Consider the following 22,190-nt stretch of genomic DNA (forward strand, 5'->3'; position numbering starts at 1 on the left):
CAAGATTCAAAAAAAGCCGTTAAAAAGAAGCCTGAAAAAACAATGAAAGAAAAGCGCAATGAAAAGAAGGAAAAAAAAGCCAATAAAAAGTAGATAGATATTTTAGGTTCAGCGAAGGCCGGTCGGAGCGAGAGCATTACTATGAGCAGCGTACAAAAATTTCAGCAGTGGTTACTGGTCATTGTGTTGTTGATTCCTTTCGGCTCAGCCTGGGCTGATTGGGAACTGGACAGCACGCAATCAGCGATCAATTTTATCTCGATTAAAAATGATAGCGTGGGCGAGGTGCATAGTTTCACCTCGTTAGCGGGATCTATTGGCGCGACGGGTCAGGTTCAGATAGTGATCAACCTCAATAGTGTGGAGACGCTGGTGGAGGTGCGCAATGAACGCATGCGCGGACTATTATTTGAGACGGTCACATTCCCGGCCGCCCAGATAACAGCACGCGTTGATCCGACGATGCTGGCCGCAGCAGTCGACCGTGGTGTTATAACCACCAGCGTGCCCGTCACACTGGCACTGCACGGTCAGGAAAAAACAATGACCATTGCCGTGGTGGCAGTCGGAGAAGGTGATGGCAGTTTACGTGTTTTCACACCGCGTCCTGTCATCATTAACGCGTCTGATTTTGGGTTAGAAAAGGGTGTGGCGGCGTTAACGACTATCGCGGGCCTGCAGTCAATCAGCAGCGCTATCCCGGTGACGTTTGATTTGCAGTTCACGGCGACACCGTAATATAACGTTGCCTGCTCGGCTGTTCAACATGGGCAGCGACAGGCTAGTGGAACAGCATAGAGCGTCACCTAGCCTGCCAGAGCGAAGGCTGTCCTACTTGCCACTTGAGTGCTTGCAGGGCCTTTAAGGATTGTCCTTGGAAAGGCCATTGATCCTAATCCAGCCACGTTGGCGTTGATTGGCAGGCAATAAAAACCCGCACTAGGCCTTAGATGGCGGGCGCAACAGTAGTCATAAGACAGCGGGGTCTACTTTAGGTGAAACCAGTTTAATGCCTCTAAAAAGAAAACCCAGAGCCCGTTTGTCTTCCGAGAGCCCCAATGCGTGAGGGGACATGGGTTTTTTGATCTCAAAGCGCACTTTAATTTTTCCGGATACAAATTCTGGCAATTGGATTAAGAACTCTTTGGGATTATCCATTCCATAGGATAAGCTTATTTCCTCTACAAGATTCTCATTGACGAAAATGTCCGCTGTTTGCTGAGGGTGCTCACGTTTCAAATATGGAGATAAATCCAGCTGCAGTGTATCGGGGTGGCAGCCTTGTTCTGGCAACAACGACAATTCAACAACTGAACCATTACTCCATCTGCCGTGAGGTCCATGGCCGGAAAGACCTCTAGCGCCAAAATACCTGTCTGCCCCATCATCGCTGAAAGCAATTGCTGTATTGCAGGCGATCGGGTCTATCCAACGATCTGTTTTTATTCGACATGACGCACGCGTAAAAAGCGATGATCCATAGTGCAGATAGACAATATCTTGATCTTCAGAATCTATAAAATAACCTTCCCAGCTAACCTTTCTTCGAACAAGCATCGACACTAGATCAGTTCTATTTGCGGGGAACATGTATCCAATGATACTGCCCTGGTCATTAGAGATAGGAATTTGGCGGTGCCGCACAGCCGAATTATTATCGATATGCCCTGTCGCCATTGATATGCCTGGCCATCTTGACGGTTTAACCTTGAGATCTACATCAGGACAATCCCTTGATACTTGAAAACCACTTAGCCTCTTTGTATTAGCCACATGCCTAACTTGGTGCCGTCTGGATAAAAACTTATTGAGCTGTGTGCCGGACATTCCGCGTTTTTGCCCAAAACTTAAAAGAGGTTGGTAAACATCGGCGTCAGGAATACCCAATGGACTCAATACTGACATGCGCTCCGTCATCAGCCTGTTAGCGTGAGCACTTTGGTTATGAACCAAATGATCAGGGTTGGCAAGCAGAAAAGCAGTAATCCCAACGCAGCACAGGGTTGAAATCAATCGCCATAACGGTTTATTGCGGTTTACCGCCCAAGCAAAGCCTAACAGCATATTGCACACGCTAAGCCAGTAGACCATCACAATAGTTTGATAGCGCTCTAGCAATGGACCTCTGAAAAAGTTTGGCTCCAAGTATGTCGAGAGGACGATACCCAAGCATAAAGTCGCCATAACAAGCGCTAATTCAAACCACGCATTATGCCGGTAGCGGTCAAAAAATTTAGAGATTAACACCTTTAGCCACCCGCAAATAATGAGCAGTAAAGAAGCGCTAACTGCGATGTTTGCTACTAGAGGGTGGTGCTGAGACGCCGGAGAACCTAAGCCAATATATGTTTGCGAAAACATGTATACCACTTGATTTTTCAGTTGTTCAAGGAGCGTAGGCGGCTGAAAGTCCAACGCGGTCAAAGTCTCAACAGGTAGAGGAGAATTTTTCAACGCAGTGGCCAAAGTGTCAATAAATATAGGATGATTTGCGAGACTAGCTTCATTAGACCCGATTCCGGGCAGATAGAGCGCTAGCAAAACGCCTGAACATAGTCCCCCAAGTAATCCTATAGAAATGCTCCTCATTGCAATCACCAATGGCAAAAGCAGCCAAACGATGACGCCGCCAAAATTAGCGAGACCAGCAATAATAGCGAGAACATAAGCCACAGAGAAAACAAAAAAACTTGGCGGCGCCGACGTTTTTGTAATCATATGAATCGCAAGAGCGCTCGCCCCTAGGGCCATGTACCAGGTAGTATTGACAATCTGTATAAGATTCACGAACTGGGTATGGCTCGACAAAAACAGGAGCGCCAAACCGGTGGAAAAAATTAGAAGCGCAGTCTCAGAGCGATAGGTCTGTCTAAAAGCGCGTGTATAGACTACAAGTATTAATGCAATAGACAACCATGCAACGGCATAGCTCACGTAGCCGTACCCCGCGAAGAATCGATAATCTACGAACATTAGTGTCCGGATCAGTGCAATGCGATGGGCGCCAGCGTGGATAGAAAACCAATCCTGTAAATTGGTTGACCAGATTCCATGTTCGAGTGCACTTGCTATCAGTGGTATTTGAAGAATTGCATCATTGCTTGGAATATTTATATGGTATCGCACCCACATATCGATATTTAGCAGGAAAAAAAAGGTACCTGCTGTAAACGTGAGTAGGGCAATCACTGCGATTGTATACGTCAGTATGTTTCTATCTACAACACCCTTCGTAGTCACGGTATGAATCCTGCACAATTAGAGAGCCGTGGTGAATCATGATCTGGAGAGAGGGTCTCAACTTGGGCGCGTGGGTGAAAAGTATAGAAGCTCAGCGGAAAATCCACAGCCCAAGCTCCGCTACTCCCGATTAAAGAGGCAAAGAGCAAGCCGATTGAGATGATGTGTCGTAAAGGAATATTCAATGTTATTTCGCTGTTAATAACTAATAGGGCAAGTTCGCCACAGCGTGGCCTGTAAAAGACTAATCTTTGTTAAGAGTTTATCTTTTTTGAAGAGTACTGGCGACAGGCATATCTATGCTTCTGGTAAGAGAGCGACTGCTAAGGAGTAAAAGTCGTGATGCAGTTTGTGCCGACACAGTAATACAGAGTTTGGCGGTTCGCTGTTCACCATGGGCATCTACAGGCAAGTGGAACAGCACAAACCTTGACCTAAAACCTGCCAAAGCGAAGTAGGCCGTACTTGCCGCTTGAGTGCTTGCAGGGCCTTTAAGGATTGTCCCTGGAAAGGTCTTGGTAAAGCTTCTGGTAAGTGCGATTTCCCGGTGCGATTTGCGTCAATATTTTGGCGTAGCCTAGCGCCTTTTTGCGTTGGCCTAACTCCGTGTTGTAGTCGGTTAACGCAAGCAGTACTTCGGCGCTCTGCGGCACACTGCGTAACAACGCCTGTAACTGTGCGATCGCCTTGGCAGGGTGCCCTAGGTCATGCAGCGCAATGGCGTAGACAAACCGATGGCGGGTGCCCTCGGTTTCCAGCTCGGCGGCCTGTCGCAGATAAGTCAGTGCGATCTCGGGCTGTCCGCTGCGTGTTTCCAATAATCCCAGGGCATGCAGAGTCGGACCATTTTCTGGAAGGATCGCCAAAGCCTGGAGCAATATCGTTCGCGCGGCGGGGTCTCTAGATTGCCCGCGCAGCAGGTCCGCGAGGTTGAGGTAAGCGGGTATTAATTGTGAGTTGAGGTACAAGGCCTCCCGGTAAGCGGCTTCCGCAGCTTTCTCGTCTCCCTGCGCAATATAAAACACACCTAGCTGTAATTGCGCGCCGGGCATATCGGCATTCTGTTGCAGGTTGCTGAGGTATTCGTCGAATAATACGCGTAGTTGCGCAGCCTGTTCGGGCGACACCTGGTCCAGCGGCACCCCTGCAAGAGAATAGGCAACTGCCATACGCACGGCCGTAACGTCATCGGCGATGAGTGGCTGCATCAACGGGTAGCGTTGGTTCAGCGGTAGAAAGTCAAGTGCACGGACGGTACTGGCGCGCAGCAGCGCGTTGTCGTCGTACAACAGCTGCGTGGCTGTTTGCAAGGCATCGCGCCCGCCGACCTGTCCCAGTGCGTCCATGGCCGTGGCGCGCCAGATCGATGCGGTACTTGGGTCACTCGCAATGTTAACCAGCTGCGGTACCGCGCGGGTGTCGCCCATGGCGATATGCTGAAAAGCGCGGGCGGGATGACTGCCGGTATCGCGAAACTGTACACCCCATTCACGTAAAGCCGCTAAGGCCCAAGGCGCGTCTTCATCTAGGTGACACTGGTTGCAGGCATTGGGTGTGCCCATGACGACGCTGAGGTCAGGACGCGGAATACGCATGCTGTGATCTCGGCGGTCATCAACCCCCATGTAGGTTGTCTCCGGCATATGGCAGTTAGCGCACAGGGCGCCAGTTGAGTCTGTCGGGTGGCGGTGGTGTTTCGCGGTATCGTAATGTGCCGGTGCATGGCACTGAGCGCATACGCCATTGTTGGGAGCGCGTAGTTTCAGGCTGTGCGGATTATGACAATTACTGCAGACTGCGCCGGCCTGATGCATTTTGCTTTGCACCCAGGAGCCGTGCACATAGTCTTCATCGCGGATCTGACCATCCGGATAATACAGAGGCCACTGCGGCAACACCGGGTCATGGGTGTCGAGCAGCTCTGCACCGTAGTGGTAATCGCCTAGCGTAGCGCGTCGGGAGTGACAGCGAGCACAGCTGTCTATCTGGGCATTGGACTTTAAGGGCGACGTCCGTCGAGCAATGTTGGCATCTGTTGGAAACATCCATTGCCCGCGTTGAGCCAAAGCCGTAGGGAATCCGCCGTTTTCTGCGTCTTGCAGTGTGTTGGCTGCGGCCAGCGCCTGATGCTTTTCGCCTGGGCCATGGCAAGCTTCGCAGCCGACATTTAATTCCGCGAATTGTGTATCAAAGGAACGGTCGAGTGCATTGTAATTTTTCTTGAGGTCCGTGCTGTGACATTCCGCGCAGCTCGTATTCCAGTTTTGGTAGGTGCCGGTCCAGTGCAGTGGATCCTTATAATCGATTTTCTCGTCAGGATAAAGATGGTACCAGCGCTGGCCGCCCTCCGCTTTTGCGCGCGCATCCCAGGCGATACTCAGCGCCTGCAGTCGACCCCGGGATAAGGGCAGTAGATACTGCTGCAAAGGACTAACACCGAATACGTACGACACTTCAAAATCTTGTGATTGTCCGTCTTCACCGTCAGTATTCACCATGAATTTTTCACCCTCGCGAAAGAATCGGGTCGTGATGCTGTTATACGTAAAGGTGGTGTTGTCAAAGTCTCCCAGCACGGTTGCGGACGACGGTAGCTGCATCGCGAGATCATGATGGGAACCGCGCCATTGCGCATGCTCTTCTGCATGGCAGTTCTGGCAGGTATCTGAACCGACGAAGGCGCTAGCGTTAGCAGCCCATAACACGATTGCGGTGAAAAGAAGTTTTGTCAGCAGCACGTAGCAGCAACCGTATCCATATCTGTAGGGGGGAAGCACACATTACCAGCCATCCTGGGGTATGGACAGCTTCGAGGGCGCTACCTATTATAGGCCACTTTCGTGGTAGTTGGAGACAGGAACATGGACGTTAGTGAGGATAGGTTATGAAGCTGGGGATTCTAAGAACAGATGCGGTTCGTCCGGAGTTGAAGCTCGAGTACGGCGAGTATCCGGACATGTTCATCGCGCTGCTCCGACATTCGGACCCCAACCTTGAGTATGCCGTCTACGATGTGGAGCTTGGGCAGTACCCGGCCGACATTGATGAGGTCGATGCGTATCTGATTACCGGTAGCAAATCCAGCGTCTACGAAGACAAGCCTTGGATTGTCGAGCTCATGGAGTTTGTCCGGGAGCTAAACAGGCGACACAAAAAACTGCTGGGGTTTTGTTTCGGCCATCAGCTCGTCGCGCAGGCGCTGGGTGGGAAAACCGAGAGGTCAGCCAAGGGCTGGGGCGTGGGATTGCATACGCATCGATTCACTACTGTGCCCTCTTGGCATGATCAGGGTGATGTGGACCTGAATATTCTGGTCAGTCACCAGGATCAGGTCGTGGCTGTGCCTCACAGTGCGCGCGTATTGGCTGGAAGCGAATTCTGCGAGAACGCGGTGTGTCAGATCGGCGATCATATTCTGACCTTCCAGGGCCACCCAGAATTTGTGCCCGAATACTCACGTGAACTCCTGTCTATCAGGCGAGAGCGAATTGGTGAGGCGGCTTATGCGGCGGGAGTGTCCTCACTGAGCGGTATTGCCCAGGGTCAACGTGTGGGCAGTTGGGTGCTCAATTTTCTGGACGCGTAATGCACACTGTCCATTGGGTCTGCCTCACTTAGAGTGCGTTTTTTTACACGACACGCGAAAGAGAAAGCCTGCCCGCAAGTCAATTACCAGTCGCCGATATTTTCCATGGATGCCCAGGGTTCCTGCGGAGGCAGGGGCGCTCCGGCCTGCAGCAACTCAATGGAAATGCCATCAGGAGAGCGCACAAAGGCCATATGCCCGTCCCGCGGCGGACGATTGATCACCACACCTTTATCGATTAGGCGCTGGCACAGCGCGTAGATATTCTCCACGCGGTAGGCTAAGTGGCCAAAATTGCGGCCACCTTCATAGTCTTGTGTGTCCCAGTTCCAGGTGATCTCCACCAGAGGGCTCTGGCCCTGATGAGCACTTTCGATATCATCCGGCGCGGCCAGAAACACCAACGTAAATCGGCCCGCTTCGCTGGCATAGCGATTGACTTCAACCAGCCCTAGTTGGTCACAGAAAAAATTCAGCGTGTCATCAAGATTCCGTGCCCGCACCATGGTGTGCAGAAATTTCATGAGCGTGCCCTCGCAGCAGCTTGCTTGCCTGCCAGGCGGCCAGAGAATGAGGCATCCCCCACTGACATGCCACTGCTATACCCCTCCGCTCTGCGCACGACACCGCACGCGGTGCGACCTGCGGCATACAAGCCTGGGATCACATCCCGCTGCGGATCAACCACTTCACCGGTAGGCAGAGTGTCCAGTCCGCCTAAAGTGAAAAAGGGTAAGAAGGATCCCCGTCCCGGGGTGATGTCCAGTGCGACCAGCGGCGGCACCAGCGGTTCCAGCCACTCAGCCGCTTTGTGGCATTGGGTGTCTTTACCACTGACACAGTCTTCGTTGTAGACCTTAATGGTCTGTTGCAGGGTGCCCTCGCGCAGCTCCAGTTCCTCTTCCAGTTCTTGTACGGTTTCTCCGGTGCCCGCGACCCCAGAGCCCATGTAGCTGACCCGCTCATAGTCGCCATATTGCTCTACCGAGAGGATGAAGTAGACACGTTCTGATTGTTGGCGCACGACGAAAGCCCCGAGGCGGCCGTGATACACATCTTCATTGATGAAGCGCTGCCCCTGATCGTTAATCACGATACCCTTAGTCATGCTGGCCGGAGGGTAATAAGGCAATGTTATGAAACCCTCGTGCATATTGATCGCAGCGCCGCCTACGGACATACCCATCAGTATGCCGGTGCCGGTGTCCCCTGGGTTGCCGATGGGCGTGTTACCGGCGGTCAGCATGGGGGCGTACTTGCGAATCATTTCCTCGTTCATAACGAACCCCCCGGCGCACAAAATGACGCCCTGGTGAGTGCGCACATTCAGTTCCTTCTGGTTCTGGCGTATCACTAGGCCGACAACCGAATCCTCTTCATCCACGATCAACGTTAGGACGCGCGTTTCGTACGCAACCGTAATGGCTTCACGCCGGTCGACATTTTCTGCGACGATTTTCATAAACAACGGGCCACCGTTGTCACCCTCAACATGCAGGTTGTGACCGCGCGGACAAGGCTTGGCCTGTTGCGCGAAGGGGTAGGCTTTTTCACTGCCTGTATACAGCAGACCGTCATCCGTCAGGCACATGATAGCCCGCTCTTGATGAAAGCTGTCTTTAAAGGGAATGCCGATATCCACCAGCCACTGAAAGTGATCGGTACTGTTTTCACAGTAGTTGCGAATTTTCGCCTCATCTGCCTGCGGCCCTGCTGACATCATCATGTAGGTGATCATGTCCTCGGTGCTGTCTTCGAACCCGCAGGCTTGCTGCACGCGGGTACCGCCATTGCCGCCCATGTAGATTTCTGCGCTGGACATCGCGGTGGAGCCACCGTTGTCACTAGCAACTTCGAAGAGGGTGACGCTGGAGCCGGCATCTGCCGCTTCGATGGCAGCGCAGCCACCCGCGCCGCCAAATCCGACGACGGCCACATCCGTTTCCAGGTCCCATTGCGCTACGTCACGGATTTTGCGCGGTTTGGAGGGGTTTATTTTTGACTTGTCGGACATTTCTGCACACCTCGGTGTTGGGCGCGATAAGAGGCGCCCGAGTCATTTTTCTCATGATACGGGATTAAAGCGTTTTCATCGCGGGCTTACAACGGCGCATGTCGCTGCTGAGGTTAAGAAATTGTACGCGGCGCGGCTTTTTGCCCCGACATCGCATAGATTGTCGCTAGCGACCCCTTCTGATGGATGCGCGCTGGTAATGGAGGGCGGCTGGGGTACAATCTCCGGCTTTTGCGAGAGGCAGTAATCCCCCATGTGGTTCAAGAATATCCGAGCATATCGTCTGACCAAGCCCTTTGACCTGTCCCCTGAGCAGCTGGGGCAAAAACTCTCCGGACACGGCTTTGTGCCCTGCGGAAAAGTCCAGGCTGTGTCCTCGGGCTGGGTGCCACCGCTGGGCGAGGAGTCCGAAGAGCTAGTGCACGCTGCTGCTGGCCGTATGCTGCTCAAGCTAAAGAGAGAAGAGAAGTTACTGCCCTCTACTGTCGTGCGCGAACAGGTGGATGAGAAAGTTGCCGTTATTGAGTCCGAGCAGGGGCGCAAGGTTTATCGTAAGGAACGGCTGAACCTGAAGGATGAGATTGTGCAGGATTGCCTGCCTCGGGCATTCACTCGCTCGACCTATGTGTACGCTTATATCGATGTTAAGGCGAATTGGATTTTTGTGGATGCGGCCAGTGCCACGCGGGCAGAGGAGTTACTCAATCTACTGCGTGAATGTATCGGCAGCTTTCCTGTGCTGTTGCCGCAGGTTAATAACGCGCCGTCCGCGGTGATGACGGCTTGGCTGTTACACCGTAATCTGCCCGATGATTTTGAGCTGGGGCTGGAGTGCGAGTTGCGTGAACTGGGTGAAGAGGGCGGAGTGGTCCGTTGTCGCGGCGTTGATTTGTTGAGTGAAGAGGTGGAAACTCATCTGCATGCGGGTAAACAGGTCGCCCGTCTGTCACTGACCTGGGATGAGAGACTCTCCCTGGTGCTGGCAGAGGACCTATGCCTGCGTCGCCTCAAATTTGCGGACGAGCTGATGAAGGAAAACGAAGAGATCCCGGAAGCAGATCAGGCCGCTCGGCTGGATGCTGACTTTGCCCTGATGGCAGATGCGGTGACAAGCCTGCAGGAGCGAGTATTGGCGCTGTTTGGCGGTGAGGTCGAGTAACGACGTCTATGTCTGAGCGCCCTGACACGACAGATTATCGAGCGCTTTTCCTCAGCCCGACACCGATGATGGATATGCGTGCACCGGCTGAGTTTACACGCGGGGCGTTTCCCTCTGCACTCAGCCTGCCTTTGATGAGTGATGATGAGCGCGCTCAGGTGGGGATTTGTTACAAGCAGCAGGGTCAGGATGCGGCGATCGCGCTGGGACATGCATTGGTTAGCGGTGATTTAAAAGCGCAACGTCTGGCACAATGGAAGGCCTTTACACAACAACACCCCCAGGGCTACCTCTACTGCTTTCGCGGAGGCCTGCGTTCGCAAACCGTGCAGCGGTGGTTGCGCGAGGAAGGCATCGATTACCCCCTGATTACGGGCGGCTACAAGGCTATGCGACAATTCCTGTTGCAGGAGTTGGAGCGTTCAGTCGCCAGTGCCTCCTTTGTTCTGATCAGCGGTAGGACCGGCACCGGCAAGACCCGTGTGATTACCCGTCTGGCGCGAGGGGTCGACCTCGAAGGGCTAGCCAATCACCGTGGCTCCAGCTTTGGCCAGATGACCACACCACAGCCTAGCCAGATTGATTTTGAAAACGCCATCATTATGTCCTTGATGAGATTGCTGGCGACGGGCGCGGAGCGTATTTTCTTGGAAGATGAAGGGCGGCTTATTGGCTGCCTGTCTCTGCCTGGCTCATTGCTTGAGAAAATGGCGGACGCTCCTATGGCCGTGGTTGAGGAGACTCTCGATGACCGCATTGATGTTGTTATTGAAGACTATGTACTGGATCTGGGCAGGCGTTACGTTGAGTTGTGCGGGGAAGATGGTCCGCACTTGCACGCTGAAAGGCTGCAGAACGACCTTCTTAGGATACGCAAGCGCCTTGGCGGACAGCAGCAGCAAAACGTGAGCGCCCTGATGGCAGAGGCTTTCGAACAACAGTGGCAACACGCTGACCTCGGCGCACATCGGCATTGGATCGCTGTCTTGCTGGAAAAATATTACGACCCTATGTACGAATACCAACTCTCCAAACGCGCCGGCAAGCAATTGTTTAGCGGTGATCGCCAGGCGGTGATCGCCTGGGCGCAGCAGGGCGCCTAGAATGAAGGCGGCGGTTGAACTGCGTCGTGACTTGGTGCTGGTCGGCGGTGGCCACAGTCATGTTCTGGCGATGCGCATGCTGGCAATGACGCCCATCGAAGGGCTGAGAATTACGCTAATTTCTCCCGCTAGTCACTCGCCCTATTCGGGCATGCTGCCCGGCTTGATTGCAGGTCACTATACTTTCGAGCAGACACATATCGATTTGGCGCGTTTATGCCAGTGGGCGGGAGTGCGCTTTGTTGCGGCTGAAGTGGTCGCGCTTGACCCATTGAATCGACGCTTGTCTTTAGCGGGTCGCCCTCCTTTGAGCTATGACGTAGTGAGCATTGATATTGGTTCTCAGCCGGAGCTCGATTCAGTGCCAGGCGCAAGAGAACACGCAACGCCGGTGAAACCGGTGTCGGGTTTATGGCAACGTTGGCTCGCAGCACAGCAAAGAGTCAACGAACAGCGCGGGGCGGAGGAATACTGCATTGCCGTCGTCGGGGGGGGTGCCGGCAGCGTGGAGTTAGCGCTTGCGATAGCGCACCGTCTCAAAGGCAAATCGTTGGTGTTAGATTTGTGGTGTGGCGCCCCGGTGATTTTGCAGCACTACAATGCCCGAGCCAGGCGGATGGTGATGATGGCGCTGCAGCGCCACGGTATACGCGTGCATCTCAACGCCCGAGTGACAGAGGTTGAATCGGCTGCCCTGTCTTTTGCGGACGGGACGCATGCCGCGTATGACCAATTGTTCTGGTGTACAGGTGCTTCTGCTGCGCCCTGGATTGCGGCAAGCGGGCTTGCCACCAATGAGCACGGGTTTCTCGCAGTCCGCGACACGCTGCAAGCCATGGACCATGACGATATATTCGGCGCCGGCGATATCGCCACTCAGGTGAATCATCCAAGACCCAAGGCGGGTGTCTATGCCGTGCGTCAGGCGCCGGTTTTAGCCCACAACCTGCGCGCGGTGCTACTCGATACATCGCTGCGTCTGCATCGGCCGCAGCGCCGGTTTCTTTCCCTAATATCGCTGGGTGACAAGCGTGCGACTGCCGAGTGGGGGCTGCTCTGTGCGACCGGTAGGTGGACGTGGCGCTGGAAGGATCGGATCGACCGAGCCTTTATGGCACGCTTCGAAACACTGCCGGTGAATATGCCGCTCACACCGTCCTACCGCTTGCCCGCCTCGGACTCTGCGTCGTTGCAGCCTGTCTGTGGCGGTTGTGGCGCGAAGGTCGGCGCAGATGCTTTGCGTGGTGCCTTGGCGCAGCTGAGGCAGGATTATCCGCAACATTGTTGCGGTACAGATGATGATGCGGTGGTCGTGCCTGCGCCTGCCGGAGCGCCGGTGCTGCAAAGCTTGGATGTCCTGCGCCAGATGGTGTCCGATCCTTGGCAGATGGGGCGCATCACGGCTAATCATGCGCTCAGTGATCTTTATGCCTGTGGTGTTAGGCCCCTATCTGCTTTGGCAGCAGTGATACTGCCTTATGCCAGCAGCACGCTGTTGCAGCGGGAACTGCAGCAGCTGTTGGGCGGCGCCTTGCACGAGTTTGCCGCCGTGGACTGCCAGTTGAACGGCGGACACAGCATGCAGGGACCGGAGCTCAGTCTCGGCTTTACCGTAAACGGTGTGCCAATGGCTTCTAACGGGGCACTATTGACCAAGACGGGTGCCTCGCCGGGCGACCAACTGATATTGACCAAGCCTCTAGGCACAGGGGTGTTGTTTGCGGGGCATATGCAGTTGGCTGCGGACGGGCGTGATGTGAGTGCGGGGATATCTTCCATGCTACAGGGGAACGGCGCGGCGGCGGAATTGGCACTGGCGCATGGCGCTACTGCCTGCACCGATATTACCGGTTTCGGGCTGCTGGGACATTTACTGGAAATGCTGGCGCAGGAGCATGCCGCGCGTTTGGATTTGTCAGCTCTGCCACTTCTCAATGGCGCGATTGAGCAGATTCGTGCTGGGACTGTGAGCACTATGCACGCGTCAAATGTGCGTGCCAACGAGCCTTTTTTGGAGTGCACCGCATCGGTTGATGAGGCTCGCAGGCAGATGCTGTTCGATCCCCAAACTAGCGGCGGGTTACTGATCGCGATTCCTGCGCACTGCGCGCTGGCATTGTGTGAAGCGTTACAAAGCAGCGGCTATGCCGCTGCTCGGATCATGGGTGAGGTAGTGGCACTGAACCCCAAGAGCACAGCGCTCGTCCAGCTTCACCCTTCGCTCCAGTAGTGGGCCATTTTAAGATAGAGGAAAGAGGCCGTCCACGTAATCAGCACTAATCCGGTTAGGGCCTCCAGCCCTGCGAGAAAACGCAGATCACCGTGAGGCACAACATCGCCAAAACCTAACGTGGTGTAGGAGGTGAAAGAAAAGTACACCGAGTCCATCAGACTGCCGCTATAGTTCCCCTCAAAGTAACCCCAGCCCTGTGCTTTGTTCATCCAATAGAATGCAATGCCAAACACCCATATCTCAAAGATGTGCGCAGTAACGGCTAAAATCACGCCTAGCACGATCCGCAAGCGGTGGCGCATAGGGAGCCTGGGGGTAAGACGATTAATCCGGTAGAGACATTCGTAGTGGCCGGTGACGACTATGCCAACAATGAACATATTAACCAGATAAACAACAACCGTTTTACAAATACAGACCGCTAAGGCGAGTATGAATAATGCTGTCGGCTTCGCTCATGATGCGGTCGATGAGCTCCTGCACAGAGGGAACATCGTGAATTAATCCGGCGACCATCCCGCATGACCAGGCGCCTTCATCGTGCTTACCTTCAATCATAACCTTGGGATAGACACCCGCGACCTCGTCAATAATGTCTTCGAACTTTAGGTCTGCACCTAGAGTCCGCTCTTTTTCCAGCAAGCGCTCTACGGCGGGGTTGTTCAGCACGCGCTCTGTATTTCGCAGCGGCCGCATAACCAGGCGAGTATCCAGTTCACTCGCGACGACGATAGCTTGTTTCACGTTATCGTGTACGGGCGCTTCTTTCGTGGCGATAAAGCGAGTGCCCATGTTGATACCATCTGCTCCCATCGCCAGTGCACCTACCAGGCTGCGGCCGTCAGCCATGCCGCCAGAGGCCACGAAGGGTATGGTCAGCTCATCAGCTGCGCGGGGCAGCAAAATAAAGTTGGGGATATCGTCTTCACCTGGGTGCCCGCCGCATTCAAACCCATCGACAGATGCTGCGTCGCAGCCAATAGTCTGGGCTTTCAGTGCATGGCGCACAGCGGTACATTTATGGATCACCTTGATGCCAGCCTCTTTTAGCATGGGGAGATACTGCGCAGGGTTATTGCCCGCGGTTTCAACGATCTTCACGCCGCCATCGATAATGGCTTGGAACAGTCCGGGGTAGTCAGGTGGGGTCAGCGTCGGCAGGAAAGTGATATTCACGGCGAAGGGTTTATCTGTCATACCGCGACAACGCTTAATTTCTGCCGCAAGTTTCTCCGGCGTGCCCTGCGTCAATCCGGTAATGATACCAAGGCCACCCGCATTGGAGACTGCAGCTGCGAGCTCTGCCAGACCGACAAAGTGCATGCCGCCCTGAATGATCGGATATTCAATGTCAAACAGTTCAGTGATTTTAGTTTTCATAGGATTGTGCCCTAACAATGAGATTTATGCTGACATCGCTGTCACCGTGTCTATTGAAAATCACGCCTTCAATGACCCCCGTTCAAACCCTATTACGCATAGCATTTTAAACTGGGATGCAGACATTAAAACAAGTCGCTGGTCGACGCAAGCCGATTAAAAACAGGAAAACACGGGCTCTAAAAACCGAAGCTAATCCATTTTTTATCTTGCCGTCTTTAGCCCTATTTTGACCAGAGGCCGGCAGAGGCGCGTGACGCAGGTCGATCCTGTCTGTAAGCTAGCCGGTAAGCGAAGGACGCCCACCAGGACAACACACAGGAGCTATTTGTTATGACGGATGCAGCCGCTTACGAACCCCCCAAAATTTGGCAGTGGGATCCCAACAACGGTCAGGCGTTTAGCAATATTAACCGTCCGACGGCGGGTGCGCAGCAAGAAAAGGCATTGCAGGTAGGAAAACACCCGCTGCAGCTCTATTCACTAGGCACACCCAACGGAGTAAAAGTCACCGTTATGCTCGAGGAATTGCTGGCCAAGGGTCACGCGGGTGCCGAGTACGATGCATGGCTGGTCAATATTGGTGACGGTTCTCAGTTTGACAGCGGTTTTGTCAGTGCGAACCCCAATTCTAAAATTCCGGCGCTGATGGACCACAGCATGGCGAAACCGACTCGCGTATTCGAGTCCGGCGCGATTTTGCTCTATTTGGCAGAAAAGTTTGGTGAGTTTGTGCCGACAGATCCATCTGATCGAGCGGAATGCTTGTCGTGGCTGTTCTGGCAGATGGGCGCGACGCCGCTGCTCGGTGGCGGCTTCGGTCATTTTTATGCGTATGCGCCAATAAAAATTCAATATGCCATTGACCGCTATGCGATGGAAGCGAAGCGTCAGCTTGACCTGCTCGATAAGAATTTGGCCGAACGTCAGTATATTTGTGGCGACGATTACACGATTGCCGATATGGCCATTTGGGCCTGGTACGGTGCAGTGGTGCAAAACAAAGCCTATCAAGCGGCAGAATTTTTGCAAACTCAGACGTACACGAACCTGATTCGCTGGGTCGACGAGGTGGGAGCGCGCCCCGCCGTTCAGCGTGGCCAAATGGTGAATCGGCCTTACGGCCATAAGTCACGACAGTTGCTAGAGCGGCACGACGCGAGTGACTTCGAACTGCGCACGCAGGATATCCTTGACCCCGATCCGAAGCCAGAGGACGCCTAAGTGCCGAAAACCCCGCGTATGCTTGTACTGTAAAATCAATAGCGCACTGAACACCCAGAGGGCTATTGAGTGATCAATAAGCAATGGATCTTAGGGATTGATATTGGCGGTAGCGGTGTTCGTTGCCTACTGGTCAATACAGCCTCAGGTGACACGTTTAACAGCGCCTGCAGTGGCTGGGAGTTTCCTGAAGCGCCGGCAACCATCGCCGGGTTTGATATCGACCTTGATAGGATCTGGAGGCACATCGGTGAAACCACCCAAAATGTCTTAGCCAAAGCAGGGATCAATGGCGACAGCGTGATGTCTGTCGCTGTATCGGCTATTCGCTTTGGCACGGTTATCGTGGATAAGGACGGCAGCCCATTGTTTGCCGTTCCCACGCGTGATGCTAGAGCCGCAGGCGAGTTTCTTGAGCTCGCTGAAGCTGAAGGCGATGACATACTGCACGACACCGGCTGCTGGCCCCTGCCCATTTACGCATCAGCGCGCCTGATGTGGGTGTTACGCGAAAAGCCCGAAATCCTTAAAAGCGCAGCCGCTGTTTTCAGTATTGGCGACTGGGCTAACGCTAAACTCACTGGCGTTAATGTCACCGACTACACGCAGGCCGCCAGCTCCGGCTTATTTGATATTCACAAACAGCAGTGGAGCTGGGATCGCATTGCAAGGCTGGGTTTGTCCAAAGATATTTTCCCTGAGGTCAGGCGTTCCGGTACAGCGATAGGAAACATGACCCGCACTGCAGCCGCCCACCTGGGCTTACACCCCGATGTTGTGGTGGGCTTGGGCGGCGGTGACAGCCAGTGTAGCCTGCTCGGTGGTGGCATTATCACTCCGGGTCAGACAGCTTTTGTCAGCGGTACGACAGGCCCCATTCAGACCCTTTGTGACAAGCCTGCCATTGATCTGGAAGGCCGCTGTTTTAGTGGTTTGCATGTCGTGCCTGATCAATGGGTACTGGAAAGTTCAAGCGGCCCCATGGGTGAGACGTTAACGTTTATGGCGCAATTATTGTTTCCCGAAGCACCTGACCCCGAGCTTCGCTTGCTCGCCGAAGCCCAAACGGCAGAGGTAGGGTCTTGCGGTATGCTTTCGACCGTTGGCGCCGAAGTGATGAACGCCAAGTCGCCTGTGTTGTCGTCGGGCCAATTGACCCTCAGCCATACCTTGATGGCTAAGGACGCCAATCCGCGCAGCCAGATGTGTCGCTCATTGATTGAGGGCTACGCCTGTGCGGTGCGTGCAAATATCGAGCAACTCGAATCCGTAACAGGCCCCATTAGTCAAGAGGTTCATCTCACCGGCGGTTTCTCGCGCAGCGGCGTTTTTGCGCAGATACTGTCTGACCTGTGCGGCCGCAATGTTATTCGGTCAGACACGCACTTGACGTCTGCGCTAGGCGCGGTCATTTGCGCCTCTGTTGCGGTGGGGCTACACACGGATTTTAAGTCGGCGGTTAATGCGCGGGTTAAACCCACCTCCCCGGTGGTACCCATTGCCGAACATGCCGATGCTAATGCTGCGCTTTACAGCAGTTGGAATGGCCTGCGCGAAGCGAGCAAGAGCACTGTTACCCCTGCGATTTTTAATCACACCCTCAGCTGGATGTTTAAAGACCTCGCAACTGATGACGCGATAAAGCGCAAGGCGATTGAGGTCGATAAACCGTTGAGGGCTTTGGTCAGTGCGGCGTTTGATCAGGACTCGCTCGACACGATGAGCACATTAGTAAATGTGACCTATGAGAATTTTCGCGCCGTAAACCGGGTGCTCAGTGGCCAGGGTTTGGTCGACGTCCTCCAGCAGGCGCGCATCAATATTCTGGTGACGGAGGTGGATGTTGTCGATGCAAAAAGTCTCTCTCTACTGCCCGAGTTGCGGGTCATTGCCGCCTGCCGCGGGAGCGCGGTGAATGTTGATGTCGACGCCTGCACCGCGTTTGGTATTCCTGTTCTGTATGCCCCCGGTCGCAATGCACTGGCGGTAGCAGACCTAACCGTTGCCTTTATATTGGCCTCTGCTCGTAAGCTCATGGGAGCGTCCGTATTTTTAAAAGACGAGTCAGTGACGGCGGGTAATATGGGTAAGATGGGCCAGGCATTCAAGCAGTTTCAAGGACAAGAGCTGTGGGGAAAAACGATCGGCCTGATTGGCATTGGCGCCGTTGGCCGTGAGGTCGCCCGCCGCTTAAGTGGGTTTGGCGCCCGCATTCTCGCGGCTGACCCCTACGCCTCCAACGAGCAAGCAGCCCTTGCCGGTGTTGCATTGGTAGACCTTGATACGCTGCTCGGCAACAGTGATTTCATCAGCTTGCACGCTGCTGTCACCCCTGAAACAACCGGCATGTTGGGTGCAGCACAATTTTGCAAAATGAAAATGGGCGCGGTATTGATCAACACTGCGCGCGCGGCTCTGGTGGATGAGCCGGCCCTGATTGCCGCCCTTGAGTCTGGGCATCTTGGCGGCGCCGCTCTCGATACGTTCAACCAAGAGCCTCCGGGCTTTGACCATCCCCTGATTACCCATCCGAATGTCATCTCAACCCCGCACTGCGCAGGTAACACGTTTGAAGTGGCTCGCCATCAGGGTGAAGCTATCGCAGACGCCTTGGCGAAAATGTTACGCGGTGAAACGCCAGACAATGTGCTCAACCCGCAAGTCTTGGTGCACTTTGATTGGAACGCAGAACGAACAACGCTCGATGACAATACCTTGGAAGCCTTGATTAACAGGCCCGGCCCGGCCATCACCGACCTTGATAAGCCGGCCGAGGGCAAGGACGCTGCTGCTGTCGCCGACATGAGCTTAAATGAGGTCACTGCCTCCCCCGATGTCATAGCGAAAATGTCTGTCATCCTGGCGCGCTTTTGTGCCGCTATGAGCGAGGACGAGTATGTCAGAGCATTAAGCATAGGGCTGGACGTGAGCCTTGGGTTTCAGGTTGGCGATCTGGGTTTAGAGTTTTACATTGTGTTGAACGATGGTGTTGTGACTGCCGCGCTGGGTAAAGTAGACGGCGGTGCTGATGTTCGACTCGGAATGCGCGCAGAATACATTGACGGCATGCTCTCGGGGAGTAAAGACGCCATGGAGGCCGTCATGGACGGGTATATTTCGTTCGCTGGGGATGCGGGTAAAGGCCTGACAATTGCGCGACTCGAAGCCGACATGAAGCGCATTTACAATGCCATTGTTGACGAGCTCGGCAGCCCTGGCGATCTAGCCGGTATCCCGCTTCCCGGCAGAGCCATCATCGGGGCGCCGGCCATTGTTGGTGTTGCCGACATTCGTCAGGAGCTTCTTGATACGGTAAATGAGCTTTACGCTGAAGGCGTGATTACCGCGACCGGCGGGAATGTCAGTGTGCGCAACCCCGATGTCGAGGGTCAAATCTGGATCACGCCCAGTCAGGTTTTTAAGGGTGATCTTACGCCTGAGTTAATGGTGCTTATCGATCTTGATGGAAAACCTCTCATTCCCGGGCAAAAAGCGCCCTCCAGCGAGAAAAGTTTTCATACGCAAATACTGACAAAAAAACCCGAAGCCAATGTCGTTATTCATGCTCACGCGCCTTTCGCTACGATTCTCGCTAACGCAGGTATTCCTTTTCTTCCCATATCATCAGAGGCCGCCTTCTTTGGGGGTGACATTGCCCGCGTCCCCTATATGACACCGGGCTCTGACGAACTGGCCGAAGCCGTATCCGATATAATGGTGGATGAATGGGCCGTGTTTATGGTGAACCATGGGGTGGTGTGTGCTGGCAGGAGTTTGCGCAAGGCGTGTGACATGATCCAAATCATCGACCGCACAGCTGAAGTGATCTTAGGCTGTTTTGCTGTCGGGAAGGAACCTCCGCTATTGCCTCAGTCAGCCATTGATAAATTCAGGGCGATTGGCGACATCATTGCCTGATCGAGGAGCCGCCATATCATGGCGCTGTTGTCCGGCAGGCATTAACGGATTGCGTCAACGCCGTATCAGGCTTGGCGGCATATCGTAGCGATCGCCACCCACCAATTATAGGGATTTCCCTACTTCTTAATCCCCTCGTTTTAGGTAAGATAAAACGATGAAATCGATCAGAGATATCGTGATCGCCTCGCCGTTATTCCTCCAATTACCAACGGACAACGGCGGTAAATCGTAAATAGTAAAAGGCCACTGGTAGGGGAAACACCCCTAAAACGTAGGGAAAACCCCCTATTACCAGCACAGCCTTTTTTTTATACTATGGCTCGACATTCACACGCAAGCTTATGCACGCATAGTATTCTTTAGGAGAATTGGGTTGGCATGTACCTGATATGGACCGCTTGCGGCCATCACTGACGCCCCCTGCAACGGAACTGATGATAGACATACACTGCCACATGCTGCCTGGAATTGATGACGGGGCCCGAGACCTAAATACGGCGCTTGTCATGGCGCGCCTGGCGGTTGAGGACGGCATTACAACGACGATCTGCACTCCCCATATCTATCCGGGGTTGTTTGAAAATACCGTAGAGGGGATCCAGCAAGCCGTTGTGGATTTCAGGCAAGCCCTGCAGGTAGCGAAGATTCCTCTGGAGGTAACGTACGGTGCGGATATCCAGATCACGCCCGAGTTGGTGCAGGGGCTGCGCACAGGGTCTCTGCCGACATTGCATCACAGTCGATACTTTCTGTTTGAACCTCCGCATCATATTGCCCCGCCCGGGATGCTGGACTTACTGCACAACGTCATTTTATCGGGCTACGTTCCGGTCGTTACGCACCCGGAGCGACTGTCTTATGTGGAGGAATATTACGATCAATTTCTCGAAGCAGCGTCCATGGGCGCGTGGCTGCAACTAACGGGTGGCTCTCTGCTGGGACGCTTTGGTCCCAGGGTTAAAGCGGTCTCTGAGCGTTTTCTGGCAGATGGCGTGGTACACCTTTTGGCCTCAGATGGGCACAATCTCAAAAATAGGACGCCAGAATTGTCAGAGGCACGCGACGCGGCAGCGCTTTGGGTCGGTGAAGAAGAAGCGCAGCGGCTGGTCCAAGATCGCCCCCGTGCCATTTTGGACAATCTAGAGCCGGGTCTGGTTACGCCACCTCACGTGCAGCGCCCCAGCAAGATAAAAAAAGAGGGCAAAGGGCACACATTGAGTCTTTGGGCTCGCCTTTTTGGCGGAACCGGATGACAGCCCACCCCTTTTCTAATGTTCTGTCAGTGAGCGACCCATGGGCCAAATAGACATGCTACTGGCGATAAGCCTATTTGCAGTGGTGGCGCTCTGGGCGACTGCCGGGTTAGGACGCCGCATCGATCTGGTCGACCGACCCAGCGGTCGCAAGAAACACGCAGGCGATATCCCACTAACGGGTGGCCTCGCTATATTCGCCACCCTACTGTTCGGTGTTGCCATGCTTTCCATTCCGCCTTACACGGCCGTCAGTCTGGCACTCGCGGGCGGGTTGGTTGTGGTTAGCGTTTACGATGACTATCAGCATCTAAATGCCATCGTGCGACTGGCAGTGCACTTCGGCTTTGGCGTTTTACTGGCCGTGACCGGCGGCATCACCATCTCTAATGTGGGAGACCTGCTCGCAGGGGGCGACATTCCTCTGCTGTTGCTGAGCGTCCCGCTTACCGCGCTGGCTGTTGCCGGTCTATGCAATGCCTACAATATGATTGATGGCATTAATGGCCTGTCTGCCAGCCTCGCAGTTCTGCCTCTTGCCGTGCTGTTTTTTTTGGCGCGCAGTGTAGGCCACGACGGTGCCGACTTTGCGCTGCTAATATTGATTCCCTGCCTGGCATTCCTGCTGTTCAACTTGGGCCCTGATAACGCCGTATTGCCCAAGGTTTTTCTCGGTGACGCCGGCAGCGTGACGCTGGGCTTTTTAGTCACCGCATCACTGGTGTTTTTTTCGCAGGGCGAGGACGCGGTGATTCGACCGGTAACGGCACTGTGGCTAGTGGCCGTGCCGTTGATGGACATGATAGCCACCATGCTGGGACGCTGGCGCCATGGGGCAAGCCTGACCAAGGCCGACCGCTCGCATCTGCACTATTTGCTGGTGGATAAGGGCATGGGCACGCGTCAAGCCCTGGTGCTGTTGCTGACCTATGCCGGTGTCTGCGCCGTTGTGGGTTTGGCGCTGGAGCGCGTGCCAGAAAGCCTCAGTCTGCTGGCGTTTTTTGTCCTTTTTATCGGCCACTGCGGGTTTGTTCTGCGCCGTCGCGGCCGCCAAAGCGCTCTGCAACGCTCGTAGCG

General features: G+C 54.3%; 15 protein-coding genes. 9 read left to right on the forward strand and 6 right to left on the reverse strand.

Features of this window, described 5'->3' with window-relative positions:
* Nucleotides 1-141: 141 nt before the first annotated feature.
* Nucleotides 142-738 carry a YceI family protein gene (locus tag ABXT62_RS00320; RefSeq protein ID WP_415356555.1) on the forward strand — a complete coding sequence of 199 codons (597 nt, stop codon included), beginning with the start codon at nucleotides 142-144 and terminating at the stop codon, nucleotides 736-738.
* 231 nt (nucleotides 739-969) lie between these two features.
* Here ABXT62_RS00320 and ABXT62_RS00325 read toward each other — a convergent pair whose 3' ends face one another.
* Both ABXT62_RS00325 and ABXT62_RS00330 read right to left on the reverse strand, forming a co-directional pair.
* Complete coding sequence (locus tag ABXT62_RS00325; RefSeq protein ID WP_415356556.1) at nucleotides 970-3,240, reverse strand: hypothetical protein; 2,271 nt, start codon at nucleotides 3,238-3,240, stop codon at nucleotides 970-972.
* 491 nt (nucleotides 3,241-3,731) lie between these two features.
* The gene (locus tag ABXT62_RS00330) at nucleotides 3,732-5,978 is read right to left on the reverse strand and encodes a tetratricopeptide repeat protein (RefSeq protein WP_415356557.1); all 2,247 of its coding nucleotides are present in this window, start codon (nucleotides 5,976-5,978) and stop codon (nucleotides 3,732-3,734) included.
* A 146-nt stretch (nucleotides 5,979-6,124) separates the two neighbouring features.
* Between ABXT62_RS00330 and ABXT62_RS00335 the strand changes: the two genes are divergently transcribed.
* A complete protein-coding gene (locus tag ABXT62_RS00335; protein WP_415356558.1) occupies nucleotides 6,125-6,826 on the forward strand; it encodes a glutamine amidotransferase-related protein in 702 nt (233 codons plus the stop codon).
* An 83-nt stretch (nucleotides 6,827-6,909) separates the two neighbouring features.
* On the opposite strand, the gene ABXT62_RS00340 is transcribed toward ABXT62_RS00335, so the two are convergent.
* Complete coding sequence (locus ABXT62_RS00340) at nucleotides 6,910-7,350, reverse strand: VOC family protein (RefSeq protein ID WP_415356559.1); 441 nt, start codon at nucleotides 7,348-7,350, stop codon at nucleotides 6,910-6,912.
* Complete coding sequence (locus ABXT62_RS00345) at nucleotides 7,347-8,840, reverse strand: FAD-dependent oxidoreductase (protein ID WP_415356560.1); 1,494 nt, start codon at nucleotides 8,838-8,840, stop codon at nucleotides 7,347-7,349. Before ABXT62_RS00345 ends, ABXT62_RS00340 begins: the two co-directional genes overlap by 4 nt.
* Before the next feature lie 253 nt (nucleotides 8,841-9,093).
* On the opposite strand from ABXT62_RS00345, the gene rdgC reads away from it, so the two are divergent.
* From rdgC to selD, 3 genes are read left to right on the forward strand one after another with little or no spacing between them, the layout of a single operon-like run.
* A complete protein-coding gene (gene rdgC / locus ABXT62_RS00350) occupies nucleotides 9,094-9,999 on the forward strand; it encodes a recombination-associated protein RdgC (protein ID WP_415356561.1) in 906 nt (301 codons plus the stop codon).
* Between the two features lie 8 nt (nucleotides 10,000-10,007).
* Nucleotides 10,008-11,102, forward strand: a complete 1,095-nt coding sequence (gene mnmH, locus ABXT62_RS00355; protein WP_415356562.1) for a tRNA 2-selenouridine(34) synthase MnmH — start codon at nucleotides 10,008-10,010, stop codon at nucleotides 11,100-11,102.
* Nucleotide 11,103: 1 nt separating this feature from the next.
* Nucleotides 11,104-13,332 (forward strand): selenide, water dikinase SelD, encoded by a 2,229-nt coding sequence (selD, locus tag ABXT62_RS00360; protein WP_415356563.1) that lies wholly within the window; start codon nucleotides 11,104-11,106, stop codon nucleotides 13,330-13,332.
* Here selD and ABXT62_RS00365 read toward each other — a convergent pair.
* Both ABXT62_RS00365 and ABXT62_RS00370 read right to left on the reverse strand, forming a co-directional pair.
* A complete protein-coding gene (locus ABXT62_RS00365) occupies nucleotides 13,314-13,637 on the reverse strand; it encodes a potassium channel family protein (protein WP_415356564.1) in 324 nt (107 codons plus the stop codon). The genes selD and ABXT62_RS00365 overlap by 19 nt on opposite strands.
* 103 nt (nucleotides 13,638-13,740) lie before the next feature.
* Nucleotides 13,741-14,715 (reverse strand): NAD(P)H-dependent flavin oxidoreductase, encoded by a 975-nt coding sequence (locus ABXT62_RS00370; RefSeq protein WP_415356565.1) that lies wholly within the window; start codon nucleotides 14,713-14,715, stop codon nucleotides 13,741-13,743.
* Nucleotides 14,716-15,048: 333 nt separating this feature from the next.
* Between ABXT62_RS00370 and yghU the strand changes: the two genes are divergently transcribed.
* The 4 genes from yghU (at nucleotide 15,049) to ABXT62_RS00390 (ending at nucleotide 22,188) form a co-directional block, all read left to right on the forward strand.
* Nucleotides 15,049-15,939, forward strand: coding sequence for a glutathione-dependent disulfide-bond oxidoreductase (gene yghU / locus ABXT62_RS00375; RefSeq protein WP_415356566.1), 891 nt, complete (start codon nucleotides 15,049-15,051; stop codon nucleotides 15,937-15,939).
* 69 nt (nucleotides 15,940-16,008) lie between these two features.
* Complete coding sequence (locus tag ABXT62_RS00380) at nucleotides 16,009-19,857, forward strand: NAD(P)-dependent oxidoreductase (protein ID WP_415356567.1); 3,849 nt, start codon at nucleotides 16,009-16,011, stop codon at nucleotides 19,855-19,857.
* 392 nt (nucleotides 19,858-20,249) lie between these two features.
* On the forward strand, nucleotides 20,250-21,113 hold the full coding sequence (locus ABXT62_RS00385) for a tyrosine-protein phosphatase (protein ID WP_415356568.1): 864 nt from the start codon (nucleotides 20,250-20,252) through the stop codon (nucleotides 21,111-21,113).
* Between the two features lie 40 nt (nucleotides 21,114-21,153).
* Nucleotides 21,154-22,188: a hypothetical protein gene (locus ABXT62_RS00390; RefSeq protein ID WP_415356569.1), complete on the forward strand. Its 1,035-nt coding sequence runs from the start codon at nucleotides 21,154-21,156 to the stop codon at nucleotides 22,186-22,188.
* Nucleotides 22,189-22,190 lie beyond the last annotated feature (2 nt).

The organism is Halioglobus sp. Uisw_031 (assembly GCF_047729875.1).
Taxonomy (GTDB): domain Bacteria; phylum Pseudomonadota; class Gammaproteobacteria; order Pseudomonadales; family Halieaceae; genus Marimicrobium.

Excerpts from the sequence above, each read along its gene's own strand:
- rdgC (WP_415356561.1), top strand. The coding sequence starts at position 9,094 with ATGTGGTTCAAGAATATCCGAGCATATCGTCTGACCAAGCCCTTTGAC.
- ABXT62_RS00390 (WP_415356569.1), top strand. The coding sequence starts at position 21,154 with ATGGGCCAAATAGACATGCTACTGGCGATAAGCCTATTTGCAGTGGTG.
- ABXT62_RS00335 (WP_415356558.1), top strand. The coding sequence starts at position 6,125 with ATGAAGCTGGGGATTCTAAGAACAGATGCGGTTCGTCCGGAGTTGAAG.
- mnmH (WP_415356562.1), top strand. The coding sequence starts at position 10,008 with ATGTCTGAGCGCCCTGACACGACAGATTATCGAGCGCTTTTCCTCAGC.
- ABXT62_RS00370 (WP_415356565.1), bottom strand. The coding sequence starts at position 14,715 with ATGAAAACTAAAATCACTGAACTGTTTGACATTGAATATCCGATCATT.
- ABXT62_RS00345 (WP_415356560.1), bottom strand. The coding sequence starts at position 8,840 with ATGTCCGACAAGTCAAAAATAAACCCCTCCAAACCGCGCAAAATCCGT.
- ABXT62_RS00365 (WP_415356564.1), bottom strand. The coding sequence starts at position 13,637 with ATGCGCCACCGCTTGCGGATCGTGCTAGGCGTGATTTTAGCCGTTACT.
- ABXT62_RS00385 (WP_415356568.1), top strand. The coding sequence starts at position 20,250 with ATGGACCGCTTGCGGCCATCACTGACGCCCCCTGCAACGGAACTGATG.
- yghU (WP_415356566.1), top strand. The coding sequence starts at position 15,049 with ATGACGGATGCAGCCGCTTACGAACCCCCCAAAATTTGGCAGTGGGAT.
- selD (WP_415356563.1), top strand. The coding sequence starts at position 11,104 with ATGAAGGCGGCGGTTGAACTGCGTCGTGACTTGGTGCTGGTCGGCGGT.
- ABXT62_RS00340 (WP_415356559.1), bottom strand. The coding sequence starts at position 7,350 with ATGAAATTTCTGCACACCATGGTGCGGGCACGGAATCTTGATGACACG.
- ABXT62_RS00320 (WP_415356555.1), top strand. The coding sequence starts at position 142 with ATGAGCAGCGTACAAAAATTTCAGCAGTGGTTACTGGTCATTGTGTTG.